General features: G+C 72.2%; 16 protein-coding genes. 5 read left to right on the top strand and 11 right to left on the bottom strand.

Going from position 1 to position 18,689, the window contains the following annotated elements; translation table 11 throughout:
• Positions 1-87: 87 nt before the first annotated feature.
• The 3 genes from ACIQBL_RS19645 to ACIQBL_RS19635 are packed head-to-tail and all read right to left on the bottom strand — an operon-like array spanning position 88 to position 3,491.
• Positions 88-2,259: a hypothetical protein gene (locus tag ACIQBL_RS19645; protein WP_401943372.1), complete on the bottom strand. Its 2,172-nt coding sequence runs from the start codon at positions 2,257-2,259 to the stop codon at positions 88-90.
• A 43-nt stretch (positions 2,260-2,302) separates the two neighbouring features.
• Positions 2,303-2,995 (bottom strand): HAD family hydrolase, encoded by a 693-nt coding sequence (locus tag ACIQBL_RS19640; protein ID WP_401943369.1) that lies wholly within the window; start codon positions 2,993-2,995, stop codon positions 2,303-2,305.
• 19 nt (positions 2,996-3,014) lie between these two features.
• The gene (locus ACIQBL_RS19635; RefSeq protein WP_401943367.1) at positions 3,015-3,491 is read right to left on the bottom strand and encodes an Lrp/AsnC family transcriptional regulator; all 477 of its coding nucleotides are present in this window, start codon (positions 3,489-3,491) and stop codon (positions 3,015-3,017) included.
• A gap of 179 nt (positions 3,492-3,670) precedes the next feature.
• Between ACIQBL_RS19635 and ACIQBL_RS19630 the strand changes: the two genes are divergently transcribed.
• Together ACIQBL_RS19630 and ACIQBL_RS19625 are read left to right on the top strand one after the other, a co-directional pair.
• Complete coding sequence (locus ACIQBL_RS19630; protein ID WP_401943364.1) at positions 3,671-5,164, top strand: FUSC family protein; 1,494 nt, start codon at positions 3,671-3,673, stop codon at positions 5,162-5,164.
• 316 nt (positions 5,165-5,480) lie between these two features.
• The gene (locus tag ACIQBL_RS19625; RefSeq protein WP_401943361.1) at positions 5,481-6,515 is read left to right on the top strand and encodes a lactonase family protein; all 1,035 of its coding nucleotides are present in this window, start codon (positions 5,481-5,483) and stop codon (positions 6,513-6,515) included.
• 91 nt (positions 6,516-6,606) lie between these two features.
• On the opposite strand, the gene ACIQBL_RS19620 is transcribed toward ACIQBL_RS19625, so the two are convergent.
• The 4 genes from ACIQBL_RS19620 to ACIQBL_RS19605 all read right to left on the bottom strand — a co-directional run bounded on the left by ACIQBL_RS19620 (position 6,607) and on the right by ACIQBL_RS19605 (position 10,613).
• Entirely contained in the window at positions 6,607-7,530 is a 924-nt protein-coding gene (locus tag ACIQBL_RS19620; protein ID WP_401943358.1) for a sirohydrochlorin chelatase, read from the bottom strand.
• Positions 7,531-7,625: 95 nt separating this feature from the next.
• A complete protein-coding gene (locus ACIQBL_RS19615) occupies positions 7,626-8,654 on the bottom strand; it encodes an N-acetylglucosamine kinase (protein ID WP_401943355.1) in 1,029 nt (342 codons plus the stop codon).
• Positions 8,651-9,328 (bottom strand): uracil-DNA glycosylase, encoded by a 678-nt coding sequence (locus ACIQBL_RS19610; RefSeq protein ID WP_401943354.1) that lies wholly within the window; start codon positions 9,326-9,328, stop codon positions 8,651-8,653. The genes ACIQBL_RS19615 and ACIQBL_RS19610 overlap by 4 nt, the downstream gene beginning before the upstream one ends.
• Positions 9,329-9,461: 133 nt before the next feature.
• Positions 9,462-10,613 carry a WD40/YVTN/BNR-like repeat-containing protein gene (locus ACIQBL_RS19605; protein ID WP_401943352.1) on the bottom strand — a complete coding sequence of 384 codons (1,152 nt, stop codon included), beginning with the start codon at positions 10,611-10,613 and terminating at the stop codon, positions 9,462-9,464.
• A 214-nt stretch (positions 10,614-10,827) separates the two neighbouring features.
• Here ACIQBL_RS19605 and ACIQBL_RS19600 point away from each other — a divergent pair, with 214 nt between their 5' ends.
• Positions 10,828-11,415 (top strand): hypothetical protein, encoded by a 588-nt coding sequence (locus ACIQBL_RS19600; RefSeq protein WP_401943349.1) that lies wholly within the window; start codon positions 10,828-10,830, stop codon positions 11,413-11,415.
• Positions 11,416-11,495: 80 nt separating this feature from the next.
• Here ACIQBL_RS19600 and ACIQBL_RS19595 read toward each other — a convergent pair whose 3' ends face one another.
• Both ACIQBL_RS19595 and ACIQBL_RS19590 read right to left on the bottom strand, forming a co-directional pair.
• Entirely contained in the window at positions 11,496-13,493 is a 1,998-nt protein-coding gene (locus tag ACIQBL_RS19595) for a HEAT repeat domain-containing protein (RefSeq protein ID WP_401943346.1), read from the bottom strand.
• Positions 13,494-13,579: 86 nt separating this feature from the next.
• Positions 13,580-15,247: an acyl-CoA dehydrogenase family protein gene (locus ACIQBL_RS19590; RefSeq protein ID WP_401943343.1), complete on the bottom strand. Its 1,668-nt coding sequence runs from the start codon at positions 15,245-15,247 to the stop codon at positions 13,580-13,582.
• Positions 15,248-15,321: 74 nt separating this feature from the next.
• Between ACIQBL_RS19590 and ACIQBL_RS19585 the strand changes: the two genes are divergently transcribed.
• Complete coding sequence (locus ACIQBL_RS19585; RefSeq protein ID WP_401943341.1) at positions 15,322-16,077, top strand: PaaX family transcriptional regulator C-terminal domain-containing protein; 756 nt, start codon at positions 15,322-15,324, stop codon at positions 16,075-16,077.
• Between the two features lie 64 nt (positions 16,078-16,141).
• Here ACIQBL_RS19585 and ACIQBL_RS19580 read toward each other — a convergent pair whose 3' ends face one another.
• Positions 16,142-16,936 carry a pectate lyase gene (locus tag ACIQBL_RS19580; RefSeq protein WP_401943339.1) on the bottom strand — a complete coding sequence of 265 codons (795 nt, stop codon included), beginning with the start codon at positions 16,934-16,936 and terminating at the stop codon, positions 16,142-16,144.
• Positions 16,937-16,966: 30 nt separating this feature from the next.
• The gene (locus tag ACIQBL_RS19575; RefSeq protein WP_401943336.1) at positions 16,967-17,089 is read right to left on the bottom strand and encodes a hypothetical protein; all 123 of its coding nucleotides are present in this window, start codon (positions 17,087-17,089) and stop codon (positions 16,967-16,969) included.
• A gap of 249 nt (positions 17,090-17,338) precedes the next feature.
• Between ACIQBL_RS19575 and ACIQBL_RS19570 the strand changes: the two genes are divergently transcribed.
• On the top strand, positions 17,339-18,664 hold the full coding sequence (locus tag ACIQBL_RS19570) for a PHB depolymerase family esterase (RefSeq protein ID WP_401943334.1): 1,326 nt from the start codon (positions 17,339-17,341) through the stop codon (positions 18,662-18,664).
• Positions 18,665-18,689 lie beyond the last annotated feature (25 nt).

Here is an 18,689-nt window from a genome sequence, read left to right as displayed (position 1 = left end):
GTCGAGGGCGAGGAAAGCGAACGGACTGGATTCAAGGAGTGTGAGAAGGAAGCCCGCTCATGGCCTCGCCGAGGTCGACGCTATCAGTCAGTCGGGGATCAGGTCGCGCAGGTTTTCGGGAGTGACGATCCGCGATCCCGCGGGCAGTTCGTCCGGGCGGCGCAGCCCGATATAGGTGACCGGACCGACCGGGACGGTCTCGCCGTCCCACAGCGTGACGGTCGTGCTCTCCCCGGTCATCAGGCCGACGAGATGGCGGACCGTGAGCTGCTCGCGCTCGACGATGCCGCGCAGCAGGTTGGCCACCGTCACCCGGTTCTCCTCCACCCGGTTCGCCGAGGGGCTGCCCTTGAGATACAGGTGCAGCCACTTCGCCCGCCAGCGGCCGTCGTCCCCGCGCAGGAACACCAGCGGCAGCGCGACCCGGCCCGCACCGCGCAGCTCCGACTTCATGCGCACGGTACGCGGCTCGAACGGCCGCCCCCGCTGCTCGCCCTCGCGCAGCATGAACCCGAAGAACGACTCCTCGACCTCCTCGAAGCCCTCGCCCGCGAAGATGTTGACCTGCGGCACGATGAACGCCCCGCGCACGGCGCCCAGCCGCAGATCGATGAACTCCGAGGCCCCGTCCGGCGCTTCGGTGATGTCACCGGAGTGCTCGCCCTCGACCTCGGTGAGCGAGGTGTACGACAACCAGGTGTTCGTCGAGTAGTCCGCGTTGAGCAGCAGCGCCGACAGGTCGAAGTCGGTGCGCTGCTCTGTCTCCTTCCAGTACACGAAGAAGCGCAGCAACTCGCCCTCCACCGGCGACAGCGACCCACGTGGCAGCACACCGAGCCCGGCCGCCGTCGCCTTCCCGCTCAACGGCAGCGCCACGTCGAGCACCTCCGGATCGACCAACAGCCGCTCCGGCGAAGGCAGTCGACGCCGCGTCTCGTCGTCGAGCACGGCAATCAGCCGCGCCCGCTCGGCCGGTCCTACGACCGACCGCTCGTCGTCGGTCACCCAGGCACGGCCGCGCCGGTTCACGAACACCCGCAACTCCCCGGTGTCCCGGGCCCTGTTGTGCAGGTGCTCGCGCACCGACAGCACGACCCGGCCGGACACCTCGGGCACCACCTGCTCGGCGGCGGCCACCACGGCGTCCCGCTCCTCCTGCGTGAGCGCGGTGCGCAACAGCCGGTCCAGCGCGCGGAACAGCTTGCCGGGCGCGGACTTCAGCAGCTTCACCGCCCCCAACACGTCGTTCACGGCGAGGAGTTCCTCGACCCGGCCGTCGAACGACCGCGCCCTCAGCTCGCCCCGAGCGACCGCGAACACCTCGGCGGCATGCGGCCACTGCGGGTACTCGTGCGGGTGCAGCCGCTCGCCGAGCCGCTTCCACTCCTCGCGGTACACGGTCACGTCGGCAAGCTTGGCGGGGGACGCGCCGACCACCGCGTCCAGCGCCGCGAGCAGCGCCCGCCGCACCGGCCGGGACAGCGACCGGAATCGGGTCGGCTCCGTCAGCGTCGGATCGCCGTCCGACAGCGCGCAGGCCAGCCGCAGCACATCGGTCACGGTGTCCAGCAGAAGCTCCGAACCCGCCTTCAGGCGGGCCTGGTTGACGAGAGCGCGGTTCTCCCGGACCGGGATCGCCTCGGGCTGCGGCCCGTCGACGCACCACTCGGCCAACGCCCGCAGATCACCCCGGTGCTCCTCGCTCAGCGGAGTGCCGCTGCCCGCCAACGCCACGTACAGGGCGGTGAGTTCCTCGGCCGCCTCGCCGCCCGCGTGCAGCACTGTGAGCCGGTCGCCCGCCGCCGCGATCAACTCGTCCTGCGCGGCCAGCATCTCGGCGTACGTGTGCTGGTACCTGCCGTAGGTCGGCAGGTCGAGCAGGTTCACCACGCCGGTCCGCAGCTGCCTGAGCGTCGCTGCCGGGGTCTCCTTGTCGCGGAACGCCTCGGCGACGCACGACATCCAGAAGTCCACGGTGTCGGGCACGTTGGCCGGGAAGTCGATGAAGTAGACGTTGTGCCGAACGTGATCGCCGACCAGTTCGCGGACGGTCGGCAGGGTGCGCGCGGCGATGCCGACGACCGTCTCCTCGGACAGCCCCGACAGCCGTTCCAGCAGCTCCGGGGAGAGCTTGAAGCCCACGGACAGCAGCGCGGCGTCCAACTGCCGTGCGGCGGTGGCGCCTTCGCCAACAGGGCCGGTGGGCGTGGGGACGCGGAACGTGTGCCGGATGACCAGCGGTTCGAGTCGGTCGATCATTCCGGCATGGTCCCAGACCCGAACAAGCGGGCGCATTCGGGTTTTACGCCGTGAGACCCCCGGTCAGCCAGTCGTACGCCCGCTGCGCGCCGAACTCCGCCTGGCCACCCCGCAGCAGCAGTCCCGCCGTGGCGAACTCGGGGGCGTCGGCCTGCGCGGCCACGTAAGGGATCGCGACGCAGCGCATCCCGGCCGCGTGCGCCGCCGCCGCGCCCGGAGCCGCGTCCTCCAGGACCACGCAGTCCGCCGGAGCCGCCCCGAGCCTGCGTGCGGCCTCCAGGAAGACGTCCGGCGCGGGCTTGCCCCGCGCGACCTCGTCCGCCGAGACCACGGTCCGCAGCGACGCGTCCAGCCCGGTGCCCGTCAGGATCGCCTCGATGGCCTCCGGCGACGAACCCGACGCCACCGCCATCGGCACCCCCTCGGCCGCCAGCAGCTCCACGAACTTCCGCATCTCCGGGTACACCCGCGTGGCGGCCCGGGCCAGTGCCAGATAACGGCGGTTCGTCTCCGCGAGCAGTTCCGCCACCGGCGCGTTCAGCCCGTGGCGCTCCTTCAGGAGGGCGAGGGTCTCCTGGGTGCTGATGCCGACGAAGCGCTCGTGCTGAGCCCAGGTGAAGTCCGGGACGCCGTGCTCGGCGAGGGTCCGCCGGGTGGCTTCGTAGTAGTTCGGCTCGCTGTCCACGAGTGTTCCGTCGAGATCGAAGATGACCGAGAGGCCGCCGAGGTTGCTCATGGGGCCAGGATGCCAAGGATCACTTCCCGGCCGCGCGGCCGATCGACTCCACGAGCGGCAGCAACCGGTGCGGTACGCGCTCGCGCAACGCCATCTCGGTGCGGGTGCGGACCACACCCGGCAGGCTGATCAACTGCTGGATCACGTCCTCCAGATGACCGTTGTCCCGCGCCACGACCCGGGTGAGCAGATCCCCGCCACCGGTGATCGAGAACGCCTCCACGATCTCCGGTACGGCGGCCAGCGCGTCCCCCACCTCGTCGAGATGCCCCTGCGTGACCTCGATGTGCACGAACGCGAGCACAGGGTGGCCGAGCGCGGCGGGGGACAGGAAGGGCCCCGTACCGGTGATCACCCCGTCCCGCTCCATCCGGTCGAGCCGCGCCTGGAGCGTGCCGCGAGCCACGCCGAGCAGGCGGGCGTACTCGCGCACGCTGGTGCGGGGCTGCTCCAGGAGGAGCCGCAGGATGCGGGTGTCGAGTTCGTCCACGCTCATGACGGAAGACTGTACCAATGGCCCTGCGTACTGCGACTGAGCCAATGGTCCATCTGATCGGGAGCCACTTGAGCCAGCCGCCTCGACGGTGCTCTCATGGGCACGTCGATGGCGCTGCGGACCTCCGCGGCGCCTTTTTCATGCCGGTGTCCAGAGGTATGCGCAGGGAGCGGGGAGCAGTGCTGAAGAGGGTGTTCGTGGCTCCGGACCCGGGGCGCGTACGGCTGCGTTTCGCCGGTCGGGCCGTCCTCGGCATCGGCCTCGCGGTCGTCGCCTGCGGGCTGACCGGACAGTCCCTCGCGGGTGCCGTCACCGGTGGCCTCGCCGCGCTGCTCGCCCTGTTCACGGTCACGGACCCCACCGTGCGCGGGCAGGCGGTCACCACCGCGCTGCTGCCCTGCGTGGGCCTGCCGGTGCTCGCCGCCGCGGCCGAACTGCACGACCACCCCGTCGCCCGCGACCTCACCTTCCTCGCCGTGGTCGGCGCCGGCGTCTACGCCCGCCGCTGGGGACCGCGCGGCCACAGCCTCGGCGTCTTCGCGTTCATGACCTTCTTCGTGGCGCAGTTCCTGCACGCGACCACAGACCAACTGCCCGCGCTCTCCACGGCGGTCGTCCTCTCCGTCCTCACCGCCGCGGCGGTCCGCTTCGGCTTGTGGTGCTACGAGCGCCGGCTGCCCCCGGCCGCCGTACCCGCCCCGCCGGCCGGCCGAGGCCTGGCCCGGGTGACCACCCGGCAGGCCGTCCAGGCGACCGCAGGCGCCGGATTCGCCCTCGTGGTGGGCCAGTTGGTGTCCGGGCAGCGCTGGTACTGGGCCGTCGGCGCCACCTGGTGGATCTTCGTCAACACCGCCTCACGCGGCGAGACCGTGGTCCGCGGCTTCCGCCGCGTCCTCGGCACGGTCCTCGGCATCACCCTGGGCCTGCTCGTCGCCGTACCCGTCGACGGCGCCACCGTCCCCACCGCGATCCTGGTGGCCGTCTGCGTCTTCGTCATCTTCTACTCGGCCGCCGTCTCCTACACCTGGATGATGCTCTCGGTGACCTTGATGGCAGAGCTGCTCTACGGCCTCCTCGGTGTCCTGAACCCCGCCCTGCTGGCCCTCCGGTTCGCGGAGACCGGCGTCGGCGCGCTCGGTGCCGTACTGGCCGTCCTCCTCGTGCTGCCGGTGACCACCCACACCACCACGGACGCCTGGATCCAGCGCGCCCTGCGCTGCGTCCGCGCCTGCACCGCCGAGGCCGCCGCCCGCCTCGCCGGTTCCGCCACGGCCGACCCCGCCGGACGCGTCGCCGAACTGGAGCAACTCCTCGGCCGGGTACGGCTTTCCGTCGCGCCCCTCGTCCACCCGCTGAACCCCGTGCTCGGCCGCAAGCGGCGCGCTCGCCGGGTGCTGGCCCTGCTCGACGACTGCGCCCGCGAGATCCGCGGCCTCGCCACCGTGGCCGCCGACCCGGAGGCCTCCCACGACGTCCGCCTGGCCGCGGCCTGTCGGCGCGTGGAGATGTCGGTGGAGACGCTCACCGACGGCGACGCGTCGCCGCTCACGGCCACGTCGGCCCGGCCACCGGTCGAACCCGCGCTGGCGCACCTGCACGGTCTGGAGCGCGCCCTCGTGGAACTGGCCGAGCCGCTGCGGGCAGGATCCGGCTCGCGCCTCGTGGGAGCGTGAGTCGGTTCGGCCTGGTGGAACGGGAAGCTTCGGACAGCGCACGCCTGTGAGCCGCTTGTCGGCGGCGTGTCGAGAGGGCGGTCGAGGCCCTCACCGACGGCGACGCGTCGCCGCTCGCGGCCACTCCGGCGCGCCCGCCCACGGAACCCGCGCCGGTCCACCTCCACGGCCTGGAACGCGCCCTCGCCGAACTCGCGAAGCCCCTGTGCACGCGGTCCGGCATGCCCCGCCGGAACCGGCTCGGCACTTTGGTCTAGACCGTTCATGATCGACTGCTACCGTCACCCCGGACAGCACTGACCGAGAGGGGACAGCGGTGACAGACGGCGGCAGGCGGGGGCGGCGGGCCTTCATCGGGTCGTTCACGGCGGCGGGCGGCCCGGGTGTCGTCGCGGCGGCCGTGGACGCGGACAGCGGCGCGCTGACCGTCCTGAGCGGTGTCGACTGCGTCCCCGACCCCTCGTACCTGGCCCTGGCCCCCGACGGGGACACCCTCTACGCCGTCAGCGAGACGGCCGAGGGCGCGGTGGCCGCGTACCGCGTGCACGGCGACAAGCCCGAACCGCTCGGTCCGCCGGTGCCCGTCGGCGCGGGACCGACCCACCTGAGCCTGTTCGCGGGCCACGTCCTCACCGCCGACTACGGGTCCGGCAGCGTCACCGCCGTGCCGGTCCGCCCGGACGGCACGCTGGCGGGCAGCCCCTCCGGACAGCTCCGGCACACCGGCTCGGGCCCGCACGAGCGCCGTCAGCAGGGTCCGCACGCCCACCAGATCCAGCCCGACCCGAGCGGTCGCTGGGCGGTCAGCGTCGACCTCGGCACCGACTCCGTGCGGGTGTGCACCCTCGACGACGGACGCCCCGAACTCCACCGCGAGATCGCCCTGCGTCCCGGCTCCGGCCCCCGCCACCTGGCCTTCCACCCGGACGGTACCCACGCCTACGTCCTCAACGAACTCACGCCGACCGTCACCGTCTGCCGCTGGGACGCCGAGAGCGGCGCACTGAAGCCGCTGGCCGAGACGCAGGTGCTGCCGGGCGCCCCGGCCGGCGACGCCGCGTACCCCTCGGGCATCGTGACCTCCCCGGACGGCCGCTTCGTCTGGACGGCGACCCGCGGCGAGGACGTCCTCTCCGTGCTCGCCGTCGAGGGCGAGGGCCTGCGACTGGTCGGCACGGTGCCCTGCGGAGGCCACTGGCCGCGCGCGATCGCCGAGGCCGGGGGCTACCTGTACGTGGCGAACGAGCGCTCCGGCGACGTGACCTGGTTCGCCCTCGACCCCGCCACCGGCATCCCGCGACCCGGCGGCTCGCTCTCCGTGACCGCCGCCTCCTGCGTGGTGTTCGACTGACCTCGCCGTTCTCGCCACGGCATGCCGAAGGGCCCACTCCCGCGTGAGGAGGGGCCCTTTCGGCGCTACGGCGTGACGCGTGCGGGGTGGATCAGCGAACCGGAGCGCCCTGCGGCTGCGGCGGCGCGATACCCAGCGCCGTCGTGTACTTGGCGAGCGCGAGCTTGCCGATCGCCGGGTACGGGCCGAGCGCCTCGGCGGCGGAGCAGCCGGCCTCGGCGGCGGCGGCCTGCAGCAGACCCGGGTCGATCTCCGGACCGATCAGGTACGGCGCCAGCGCCAGCTGCTGCGAGCCCGACCCGCGCAGCTGCTCGGCGATCGCCGCGATCGAACCTTCCTGGTCCAGCGCCGCCGCCATCACCGGCACGGCGAGCCGCGCGGCGAGCAGCATGCCGGTGATACCGGCCGCCTGCACGGCCTCCTCGCCACCCACGGACGCGAGGATGATGCCGTCCGCGGCGGTCGCCACGGTGAACAGCCGGGCGCGGTCGGCACGGGCAAGACCCGCCTCGGACAGCCGCACGTGCAGCGCCTCGGCGAGCAACGGGTGCGGGCCGAGCACATCGGTCAGGTCGGCCGCGACACGGCTGTCCATGACGGCCTGGCGGACCTGGCGCAGCAGCGCGCTGTCCGGACCGGCGAGCAGCGGTACCACGACGGCCACGGGACCGTCGGGCTCCTTGACGTCGGCACCGGCGGCCCTGGCCTGCTCGAAGCGGGCGGTGCGCTCCTCGGCGGCGTGCGCGAGCACCGACGTCAGCGTGGGGAACTCGGCGTCGTCCCCGTCGAGGTAACCGATGCGCCCGTCGAGACCGGGCAGCTCGGAGCGCGCGATGCTCACGACCTCCTCGGCGAGACTGCGCGTGGCGGCGCTGGGCGAACCCGGCACGGCGAGGACGAACGCGGGCGCGCCCTCGGGAGCCGCCAGCTGCTCGGGGCGGCGGTGCCGCCCGGGCTGGCGAGGTCGCGGCATTCGTACTGGCAGGCCGGACGCGGGCCCAGTGGGGGAGCTCATGGCGACGCATGTTACTGGCTTCCTGGGCTCCCCTGTTCGGGGAGGGTGCAGGTGAGCGGTATCCGTCCTGTTTTGTCTGATGAGTTACGTACGGATCAGAAGTGATCACCTCGTCCTTTTACGGTCACCACGCTCAGCATCACGTCGTCACCCGGCAGAGTCAGCGCGCCCATCGCGAGATCACCCGCGATCCGCACGGCACCGTCCAGCGGATCACCCTCCGCCGCGACCCGCCGCGCATGGGGCAACCGTTTCGCCAACTCCTCGTCCAGGGGTACGAGGAGAGGGCCGCCCATCTTGAACAGTCCACCGGTGACGGCGACTTGGGGCTCACCGGTGGCCGGGCAGACCGCGACGGCGGACTCGGCCATGTGCCGTGCGGCGGCACGCAGAATACCGGCGGCCACCGGATCGTCCGGAGCGCACGCGGCGACGCGGGGCGCGAAGGAGGCGAGCACGGCGGCCCGGTCCGGCCGCGGATACAACGTGCCCGGCAACCCCGTCATCGCCCCGAACTGCTCCTCGGCGCACCTCAACAACGCACCGGAACCGCCGTCCCGCCCGTCGTACGCGCGCAGCGCCGCCTCCAGCCCGGACCGCCCGATCCAGGCCCCACCACCGCAGTCACCGAGCAGATGCCCCCACCCGTCCGCCCGCCGCCACCCGGCGAGATCGGTACCGATCGCGATGAGCCCGGTACCGGCGGCGACCACGGCCCCGGGCCGCGCCCCGAGGGCGCCGGCATAGGCGCTGACGGCATCGGCGACCAGCGCGACCGTCCGCACCCCGAACTCCCGCGCCAACGCCCCCGGCAGTGCGTCCCGCAGCTCGTCCCCGAGGGTGGCGAGCCCGGCGGCCCCGATCACCGCCGTACCGATGTCGCCCACCCCGGCCCCACCGACCGAGGAACGCACCATGGGCACCAGTCGCTCCATGAAATGCCCGGCATCGATCCCACGCGCCCCGGTCCGCACGGGTTCCCCGGACACAAGCGGCCCGGACGCCCGGCGCCCGACCTCGCCCACGACGACACGGAGCCCGGAGCCTCCGGAGTCAACGGCGAGAAATCGACGCGCGCAGTCCGCCCCGTCCGATCTGTCCGACCCGTCCCCGGGGACGGTCACGGCAAGCGCCAGTCCACCGGTTGTCCCCCTTGCCGGACCAGCAGGTCGTTGGCGCGGCTGAAGGGGCGGGAGCCGAAGAAGCCTCGGTCGGCCGACATCGGGGAGGGGTGGGAGGACTCCACCGAGGGCAGGTCGCCGAGGAGAGGGCGCAGATTGCGGGCGTCGCGGCCCCACAGGATCGACACCAGGGGCTTGCCGCGTGCGGCCAGGGCGCGTATCGCCTGCTCGGTGACCTCTTCCCAGCCCTTGCCGCGATGGGCGGCGGGACTGCGCGGGGCAGTGGTGAGCGCCCTGTTGAGCAGCAGCACCCCCTGCCGGCTCCACGGGGTCAGATCGCCGTTGGACGGCTGGGGCAGCCCCAGGTCCGTGTTGAGCTCCTGGTAGATGTTGAGCAGGCTCGGCGGGAGCGGACGTACCTCGGGGGCCACCGAGAACGACAGCCCCACCGCGTGCCCCGGAGTCGGGTAGGGGTCCTGTCCGACGATCAGGACGCGGACGTCGTCGAAGGGCTGCTGGAAGGCCCGCAGGACATGCGGCCCGGCCGGTAGATAGGTGCGCCCGGCGGCGATCTCCGCGCGCAGGAAGTCCCCCATCCCGGCGACGCGTCCGGCCACGGGTTCCAGGGCTTTCGCCCAGCCCGGTTCGACGATCTCATGCAACGGTCGTGGTGCCACGGGCGTCACCCTACTGCCGTACAGGGCCCGGCGATCAACCGGTGGCCCGAGCCCGACCGGGAACGACCGAACCGTCGGCATCTCTGAACGAAGCTTCCCCTCGCGGGAGTTGCTGTCCCAGATGCTCGCGCCCTCATGCGACGACCGCCGCGCGGACGCACAGCACATCGGGGAGATGCGACGCCAACTGCCGCCAGCTGTCGCCGTCGTCGTCCGACGCGAACACCTCGCCGTTGCGATTGCCGAAGTACACGCCCGCCGGGTCCGCGCCGTCCGTGCACATCGCGTCCCGCAACACCGTGCCGTAGTGGTCCTCGGACGGCAGCCCCGCCGACAGCGGCTCCCAGCTCCGGCCCGCGTCCGCCGTACGGAAGACCCGGCACCGGCGGTCGGCGGGCACCCGGTCGGAGTCGGCGTTGATCGGGAACACGTACGCCGTGTCGCCGCGATGGGGATGGGCCGCCGCCGCGAAGCCGAACGTGGAGGGCAGGCCCGCGCCGATGTCGGTCCAGTGCGCGCCCGCGTCGTCGCTGCGGTACACCCCCCAGTGGTTCTGCAGATACAACCGGTCCGGAGTCGCCGCGTCCTGCGCGATCTTGTGCACGCACTGGCCGAACTCCGGGTGCGGATCCGGCAGGAACACCGCGGAGACACCGGAGTTGGACGGCTCCCAGCTCGCGCCGCCGTCGCTCGTACGGAACACGCCCGCCGTCGAGACGGCGACCGTCACGGCCCGCGGATCGCGCTCGTCGGTGAGGATCGTGTGCAGTCCCTCTCCGCCGCCGCCCGGCACCCACCGCGAGCGGGTGGGGTGCTCCCACAGAGGGCGGACGAGTGCGAAGCTCTCGCCCCGGTCCTCGGAGCGGTACAGCGCCGCCGGTTCCGTACCCGCGTACACCACCTCGGGTTCCGCCGCCGCCGGGTGCAGCTGCCACACCCGCTCCAGTGAAGCCCCCGTGTCCTTGGGGAACTTGACGGCCGGCCGCTCCGGCTCGACCCAGGTGCGGCCCAGGTCGTCGGAGTGGAACACGGACGGACCCCAGTGCGCGCTGTCACCACCGGCCAGCAGTCTCGGCGTGGGGCCACGCGTGTCGACGGCGACCGAATACAGCGCCTGCGCGTTGAAGTACGGACTCTCGTCGAACTCCCAGACGCCACCCCGCCTACGCCCGATGAACAGGCCTTTTCGTGTGCCCACCGCGAGCAGTACCTCGGCCATCCCGGTCACCTCCGCTGCGTTTTTGGCGACTTTGCCCCCATCACTCGCCAGTCTGCACCCCACCACTGACAGTCACCCCTGGAACCGACATCACCGCAGGTCAGGGCGTCGGGAGCGGCCTGGGTGGCGGATCCGCGGGGGCTTCGCGCGAAGTGCCTGCGCGAGTCCGGGCAGCCGTGCGACCGTCGACTCGGGGTATTCGTCGTGAGCATCGAGCAGACGTCTCCCGTATGGGAGGGCGGTTCGGTAGGTGAGTGCGTTCATGAGGAGGATGCCTTCGATGGCGTTCCGAGGTCCGAAGGTGTGGCTGTGGCGGTGGCGGCGCAACCCGCTCAAGCGCCGCGCCGATGCGGTGGAATCGTGGATCGTGCTCGGCGCCTGGCTGATCACCGTCCTCGCCGGTGTGCTGGCCGGTCTGACGGCGACCCGGTCCGTCGAACACGAACTGGCCCAGGAACGCGTCGACTGGAAACCCGTCGTCGCCCTGGTGACCCAGGACGCGCCCGGCCCCTCCTCCCCGGCGAACGACAGCAGAACGAACAGCGAACCGGTCTGGGCGAAGGTCCGCTGGACCGCCACCGACGGCTCCTCGCACACCGGCCAGATACGCGTTCCCTCCGGCAGCGCCCTCGGCACTCCGGTGACCGTCTGGACCGACCCGCAGGGCCACCTGGTGACCAGGCCCGCGACGGCCTCGCAGGCTCGGCTCCGGGCCACACTCATCGGCACCCTGCTGGGAGTGGGAGCGGCGGCCGTCCCCTTCGCCGGCGCCCGGGCCCTCCGGGGCCGCCTGGAACGCCGGCGCATGGACCAGTGGGACGAGGACTGGGCACGCTTCGGCCCGCTGTGGGGCCGGAAGACGGGCTGAGCGCCCCGACGTACGACCGAGCGCCCCTGGCGTGCGGGCCGCATGCCGGGGGGCTCTCGTCACGTCTGCCACGCTCACCTCTAGGGTGTCACCACCTCCCGGCACACCCGCAACAACCGCTCGTCCTCCAGGACGTCCTGGCTGCCATGGCCGCCGGAACGCGCCAGGTGCCGTCGCGGAGCCGCGAGTTCCGCCTCCACCAAGTCGTGCAGCGGAGCCCCGGACACCCCCATCTCGACCAGGCACGCGGCAACCGTGCCCCGCACCCACGGATGCTCCGTCCAGGCCGACCGCAGCGCCGGAAGCACCCGCTCCACATCTCCGGTGACCCGCCACAGCGCACAGGCGCCCGCGGTCCGCTCCCCCTCGCACTCCGCCTCGATCATCCGCGCCAACCCGGGCGACGCGGCCCGCGCGGGCGACCCCACCCGCCCCACCACCTCCGCGGCAACCCGGCGCCGCCGCGCATCCGCCCCCGCCAACTCCCGTACCAACACCGGCAGTACGGCCGCCGCATCCCCCTCCACCGACCACAACGCACCCGCCGCGGCACCCGCGCACGCGGACTCCAGCAACCCCCGCAGCACCGGTACGACCCCGTCCGCACCGCTCCCGAACGCGTCGAGCGCCCGAACCGCCGACTCCACCACCCGGTGCCCCGACCGCACCCCGTCCGCCATCCCGCGCACCAGCCGCAGCACCTCCGGGACGGCCTCCCGGTCGGCGAGCGCGGTCAGCGCCGACAGCAGCGGTACGGCACGGTCGTACGTCTCGGGGGAGTCGAGAGGCACCTGGCCGAGCCGCTGTCGCAGCGCCGGGGCGAGCGGTGCGGCGGACCGGCCCAGGTGGATGATCACCCGCCCCAGATCGTCGGGTACGACCGGCCGCGCGAGGACCTGGGCCAGCACCGGTGTCGCCCGTGGATCGCCGCTGCGGGCAAGGGCCTTGAGCGGACCGCCCAGGGTCGGCGCCCCGCGCTCCCAGCGGTGCACCCACAGATCGGGGCGCGCGGTCACCAGCGCGTGGAGGTGACCGGCGGCAGGCGCCGCCAGGTGGAAGAGATCCCCCAGGACGGACACCGACGCATCACGCAACAGATCGCCCCCCGCGCCCAGTTGCTCACCGATCAGCGCGACGGGCATCGAACAGTCGGCACGCCACTCGCGGAACAGGCCCGCCGCCATCCACACCCCGTTGCACCGGTCGGCCGTGTCCGGGCTGGTCAACTGCCCTTCCAGCAGGGCGATCCGGTCGGTCACCCGATCGCCGAGCGCGGTGTGGAGCGTACGCAGCAGATACGCGCCCTCCTCGTCCGAGGGCCGCAGCCGCCGTAACCGCCCGGCGAGCGTGTCCGGGTCCGCAGGGCCGCTCCCGTCCGGCACAGAACAGCCCGACCGGCGGCGCTCGGACCGCTCCCCGAGCAGTCCTACGACCGTCGGGACCAGGTCGGCCGGGAGCAGTTCGGGTGCGCAGCCCGCGAGTTGGCCGAGCGCGGCCAGCCGTAGCCCGGGATCGTACGGCGGGGTGCCGAGCGTCAGCAGGATGTCCAGTGCCTCGGTGGCGTGGGCCGGGTGCCGTCGCGCGAACAGCCCGAGGCTCTCGGCGAGGGCGAGCAGCACCCGGTCGTCGCGCTCCACGGTGATCCGCTGCCGCAACAGGCCCAGCACGCGGGCGGGTTGGTCGAGAAACCGGACGAGCGCTTCCGCCGCAGCCCGGCGCACATCGGAGTCCCGGTCCCCGACGAGTGCGACGAAGACCTCGGCCCGCGCGCGGACGGCGGCATCCGCTCCCTCCTCCGGCTGGTCGGCCTGTCCGATGCTGACCAGTAGTTCCACCAACCCGCCGCGCTCCGCGACCTCTTCGCACGCGACGAGCGCGAACAGAAACGGAACACAGGCGAGTGTCGCGTCGTACACGGCCCCCTGGTGGTGCACCGCGCCGTACATCCCGTCGAGGGCGCCCGCCCGCTCGACGGGGTCCGTGGAGGCCAGTCCTCTGAGCAGTCCGGGCACGTCCTCCGCACTGCCGTACGCATGCCGCAGTGAGGCCCAGTCGACCTCGTCGATCCCCGTCAACACGTTGTCCTCCCCAGGCGAAGTGCCAACTGATCGCGAGTCTGCACCACGCCACTGACAACGAAGCGGAATCGGGAGGTGACCGAGGGTCAGTCTCCTTCGGGCAGGGCGCGGGCCAGGATCGCGTCGAGGCCGGCGGAGTCGGGAAGCGTGCCGAAGGCGTACCCCCAGTCGCCGCCCAGGCGGCTCGCGCAGAAGGCGTCGGCGACCGGGGCGGGGGCGTGCCGTACGAGAAGCGAGGCCTGGAGAGTGAGGGCCATCTGTTCCACCAGGCGGCGGGCTCCGGACTCGGTGGTCGTACTCAACCGGGTCTTCAGGCGGGTCGCGGCCGTGTCCAGGCGGGCGTCCGCCCCCTGCGCCAGGGCGAGTTCGGCGAACAGCGCCTCCGCCGTGCCGGCGTCACGGGTCAACGCCCGTAGTACATCAAGGGCGTTGACGTTCCCCGAACCCTCCCAGATCGACAGGAGAGGCGCCTCGCGGTAGTGGCGGGGCATGCCCGAGTCCTCGACGTAGCCGTTGCCGCCGAGGCACTCCAGGGCCTCCGCCGTGAAGGCCGGGCCGCGCTTGGTGACCCAGTACTTGCCCACGGCGGTCGCGATACGGCGGAACGCCGACTCGGCGTCGTCGCCGCGCACGGCACGGTCGGCCGCGCCCGCCAGCCGCAGGGTGAGCGTCGTGGCGGCCTCCGACTCCAGCGCGAGATCGGCCAACACATTGCGCATCAGCGGCTGTTCGAGCAGCCGCGCGCCGAACGCGCTGCGGTACCGCACATGGTGGCCCGCCTCGACGAGCGTCTTGCGCATCAGCGTCGCCGACATCATCACGCAGTCCAGACGGGTGCAGTTGACCATCTCGATGATGGTTTTGACGCCGCGTCCCTCGGGGCCGACGAGCCAGGCGACGGTCCCGTCGAACTCGGGCTCCGAGGACGCGTTGGAGCGGTTGCCCAGCTTGTCCTTCAGCCGCTGGATGCGGAACACGTTGCGACCGCCGTCGGGCAGCACACGCGGCACCAGGAAGCATGACAGTCCGTCAGGCGCCTGTGCCAGCACGAGGAACACGTCGCACATCGGCGCCGACGTGAACCACTTGTGCCCGCGCAGCGTGTACACGCCGGGTTCGGCGGTGGGGGTCGCCGCCGTGGTGTTCGTACGGACGTCGGAGCCGCCCTGCTTCTCCGTCATCCCCATCCCGGCCAGCAGCCCGCGCTTCTCGGTCGGCACGCGCAGCACTGGGTCGTACACCCGGCTGGTCAGCAACGGCTCGTAGACGGCGGCCAGTTCGGGCTGGGCGCGCAGTGCGGGGACGGCGGCGTACGTCATCGACGTCGGGCAGCCGTGTCCGGCGTCGGTGTGTCCCCACACCAACCCCCGTGCGGTACGGGCCACATGGGCGCCGGGGCGCTCGTCCGCCCAGGGCGCCCCGGCCAGCCCCTCGGCGACGGCGACGCCCATCAGCCGGTGCCAGCTCGGGTGGAACTCGACCTCGTCGACGCGGTTGCCGTAGCGGTCGTGGGTGCGCAGCTCCGGCTCGTGCCGGTTGGCCTGCTCGCCCCACTCCTGCGCCTCCGCGCTGCCCGCCGCCCGACCGAGCCGCCGCACGTCCTCCTCGGCCCAGCCGGCGCCCTCCCGCCGCAGCCCCTCCAGCAGGGCCGCGTCCTCGGAGGCGTCGTACGGGGTCAGGGGCGGGGCCTGGTTGGTGACGTCGTGCGTGGCGTTGCGGGACTGCGGCGACATGTGCGCGAGTGTCTGGGCCATACGGGCAGTGTTGCACTATCCGTGCGACCGCATCAATGATGTAACACGAGAATCGCCACGTAGAGTACGAGGCCATGCGGATGAACGTGTCGGAAGGGCCCGGCGAGGCTGACCCGCGCCCGCTGTCCGCGCGGTCGGTCGTCCTCAGCCTGCTGCTGGGCACGCACCCGCCCGAACTGCCCGTGCGGGACCTGCTGCGCGCCGTCGAACCCCTCGGTGTCGCCGCGTCCACGCTCCGCGCCGCGCTCAGCCGGATGGTGGCCGCCGGAGACCTGCGGAGCACGGACGCGGTCTACCGGCTCAGCGACCGCCTGCTGGAACGCCAGCACCGCCAGGACGCCGCCGTACACCCCGAGACCCGCCCCTGGGGCGGCGACTGGGAGATGACCGTCGTCACCGCGACCGGCCGAGGCCCCGCCGAACGCGCCGAGCTGCGCGGCGAGTTGACCACCCTGCGGCTCGCGGAACTCCGCGAGGGAGTCTGGCTCCGCCCGGCCAATCTGCTACGACCCCGACCGGACGAACTCGGCGCGGTCGCCCGGCACTTCACCACCCGCCCCGAGGAACCCGCCCGCGAACTGGCCGCGACCCTGTGGCCACTTGAGGCCTGGGCGAAGACGGCCGAGGCGCTGCTCGACCGGATCACCGCCACCGCCGACCGCCCGACCGGCCGTTTCACCGTACTGGCCGCCACCGTACGGCACTTGCTCGCCGACCCGGTCCTGCCCTCCGAACTCCTGCCCGCCGACTGGCCGGGGCCCGCCCTGCGCGCCGCGTACACGCACCACCGGCGGGAGTTGATCGCGGCCGTACTGGGGAAGTCCGGATAGCCGGAGCGGCCGTGCGAAGCGCCGTGCGGGGACGCTTCGTACGGCCGCCGTCACCGTGGGGGGCTCATTTGTAGGTGATGTCCGACGTCGCGTACTTGCAGTAAGTCCCCTCCGCGCCGGAGCCGTTGGTCGTCGGCTCCTTGCCCGTGTTGTTCCCGGTGTACTTCTGGCAGGGGATCATCTTCTTGCCGGTGTCCCCGACGATCGTGATGGCCTTCAGGGTCGCGCTGTCACCGTAGTTGGTGTTGATGCCGACGATCCGGTTGCCCTTGTAGGTCGCCTCGATGGCGTTGAGGTTGATCGTGCGCTTGTACTGCGTCCTGCAGTTGCCGCACGAGCGGACGAACGTACCGAAGGTCTGCGCCGCGAAGTGGGAGACGTTGAGCGTGCCGGCGCCGTTGAACTGGAACACCTTGTCGCTGGCCTGTTTCGCGCCACCGCCGTTGACGGTGTACACGTTGGACGACGAGGAGCCCAGGAAGGTCGCCGCGTCCTCGCCGACGTCCTCCCACCAGACGTTCTGCAGCGTGCAACTGCCCAGGCAGTGGATGCCGTCGGCGCCGGGCGAGCCGATGATGACGTTCTTGACGACGGCGCCCGGGGCCAGTTCCAGGATGGGGCCCTGGTTCTCGTCCTGGCTGCCCGTACCCAGGTCGCCGCTGCCGTACAGGCGCAGCATCCCGTAGTCCTTGGTGCCCGAGACCGAGATGGGTGAGGTGACGGCCTTGCTGCCGCTCGCGGTGGGCCAGGTGGCGGCACTGGCCGGCGAGAGCGCGCCGGATGCCATGATCATGCCAAGCGAAAGTCCGAAGGCCGTCGCCGCGCCGGTGAGTGCGCGGGGCCATGGGGAAGAAGTCATGTCCCGATTCCTTCTCCGAGGTGGGGGTGATCAGAGCTTTCCGGTGCCCGCACCCGCGGCCACCGGGGCGACGACGGTCGAGGCGGGCGCGAGCACGGCGACGGTGGCGAACGCGGCGGCCGTCAGGGCTGACCTTCGGGGGCGAGTACGCATGCGGGTGCGTCCTTTCGGGGGGTGCGGTGATCGCGTACGTGAACGAGATGTGCCGTGAGAGGATCTGCGGTCACGCATCTGAACGGAACGTAGGGTGCAAGCGCTTTCTAGTCAACGCCCCGCACGAAACTATTCGAGGCGTGGGAGCGCTTCCATGAGGCTCATGTCCATGCCACGATGCCGGTTGTTCTCCCCGACTGCTTTGCCTGAGCGATGCCCCACGAGCCGCGATCAGGAAGGGACGAAGCCATGCCACCCGCACCCGGCAACACCCTCAAGTCCGCAAGAAAGAAACCGCGTTCGGTGCTCGTCGCCCTCTTTGGAGCGCTGGTGCCCTTGCTCGCGGTCCTGACGCTCGTGGCGCCCCCGGCCGCGGCCCGTGCCGAGGCCGTCCCCACCGCGACCCTCACCGAGGTCACCGGCTTCGGCGCCAACCCCAGCAACCTGCAGATGTACGTGTACGTCCCGGCCGCCGTCACCGCACACCCGGCGATCGTCGTGGCCGTGCACTACTGCGGAGGCTCGGGCCCGGCGATGTACTCCGGCACCGAATACGCCTCGCTGGCCGACCAGTTGGGGTTCATCGTCGTCTACCCGTCGGTCACCCGCGCCGGCAAGTGCTTCGACGTCTCCTCGCCCCAGGCCCTGCACCGCGACGGCGGCAGCGACCCGGTCGGCATCAAGTCCATGGTCGACTGGGTGGCCGGCACCTACTCCGCCGACACCTCCCGCGTCTTCGCCACGGGCATCTCCTCCGGCGCGATGATGACGAACGTCCTGCTCGGCGACTACCCCGACGTGTTCGCGGCAGGCGCCGCCTTCGCCGGCGTACCGTTCGGCTGCTTCGCCACCACCGACGGCTCCGAGTGGAACACCGCCTGCGCGAACGGCACCGTCACCCACACCCCGCAGGAATGGGGCGACTTGGTGCGGGGCGCCGACCCGGGCTACACCGGACACCGCCCGCGCATGCAGCTCTGGCACGGCACCGCCGACGACACCCTGCGTTACCCCGACTTCGGCGAGGAGATCAAACAGTGGACGAACGTGCAGGGCGTCAGTCAGACCCCGGCCGCCACCGACTCCCCGGCGACCGGCTGGACCCGCACCCGCTACGGCGCCACGGGTGACCAGGCCCCCGTCGAGGCCATCAGCCTCCAGGGCGTCACCCACAACCTCTACACCTCCGGCATGGGCGCCCGCGTCCTCACCTTCTTCGGCCTGACCGGCGGCGGCACCACACCCCCGCCCTCGACCGGCCCCTGCAAGGTCACGGTCACGACCAGCGCCTGGAACACCGGCCTCACCGCCTCCGTGACGCTCACCAACACCGGCACCACCACGGTCAACGGCTGGCAACTCGGCTTCACTTTGCCCACGGGCCAGACCATCACCAACGGCTGGGGCGCCACGTACGCCCCGGCCGCCGGCGCGGTGACGGCCACCAACGCGTCGTACGACGGCACCGTCGCCCCGGGCGCGAGCGTGACCATCGGCTACCAGGCGAACCACACCGGCAACAGCGCGGCGCCGACGGCCTACACGCTCAACGGGACGGCCTGCACGGTCGGTTGACCAGCCCCCGGCGTCCTGGTGCCCA

Source organism: Streptomyces sp. NPDC088350 (assembly GCF_044753545.1).
Classification (GTDB): domain Bacteria; phylum Actinomycetota; class Actinomycetes; order Streptomycetales; family Streptomycetaceae; genus Streptomyces.
Note: the sequence above shows the minus strand (reverse complement) of the source record. Positions and strands in the feature narration are given on the sequence as shown.

What these genes read in the sequence shown, in the direction of transcription:
- ACIQBL_RS19645 (WP_401943372.1), bottom strand. Translation starts at nt 2,259, where the DNA reads ATGATCGACCGACTCGAACCGCTGGTCATCCGGCACACGTTCCGCGTC.
- ACIQBL_RS19640 (WP_401943369.1), bottom strand. Translation starts at nt 2,995, where the DNA reads ATGAGCAACCTCGGCGGCCTCTCGGTCATCTTCGATCTCGACGGAACA.
- ACIQBL_RS19635 (WP_401943367.1), bottom strand. Translation starts at nt 3,491, where the DNA reads ATGAGCGTGGACGAACTCGACACCCGCATCCTGCGGCTCCTCCTGGAG.
- ACIQBL_RS19620 (WP_401943358.1), bottom strand. Translation starts at nt 7,530, where the DNA reads ATGAGCTCCCCCACTGGGCCCGCGTCCGGCCTGCCAGTACGAATGCCG.
- ACIQBL_RS19600 (WP_401943349.1), top strand. Translation starts at nt 10,828, where the DNA reads ATGGCGTTCCGAGGTCCGAAGGTGTGGCTGTGGCGGTGGCGGCGCAAC.
- ACIQBL_RS19590 (WP_401943343.1), bottom strand. Translation starts at nt 15,247, where the DNA reads ATGGCCCAGACACTCGCGCACATGTCGCCGCAGTCCCGCAACGCCACG.
- ACIQBL_RS19585 (WP_401943341.1), top strand. Translation starts at nt 15,322, where the DNA reads ATGCGGATGAACGTGTCGGAAGGGCCCGGCGAGGCTGACCCGCGCCCG.
- ACIQBL_RS19580 (WP_401943339.1), bottom strand. Translation starts at nt 16,936, where the DNA reads ATGACTTCTTCCCCATGGCCCCGCGCACTCACCGGCGCGGCGACGGCC.
- ACIQBL_RS19575 (WP_401943336.1), bottom strand. Translation starts at nt 17,089, where the DNA reads ATGCGTACTCGCCCCCGAAGGTCAGCCCTGACGGCCGCCGCGTTCGCC.
- ACIQBL_RS19570 (WP_401943334.1), top strand. Translation starts at nt 17,339, where the DNA reads ATGCCACCCGCACCCGGCAACACCCTCAAGTCCGCAAGAAAGAAACCG.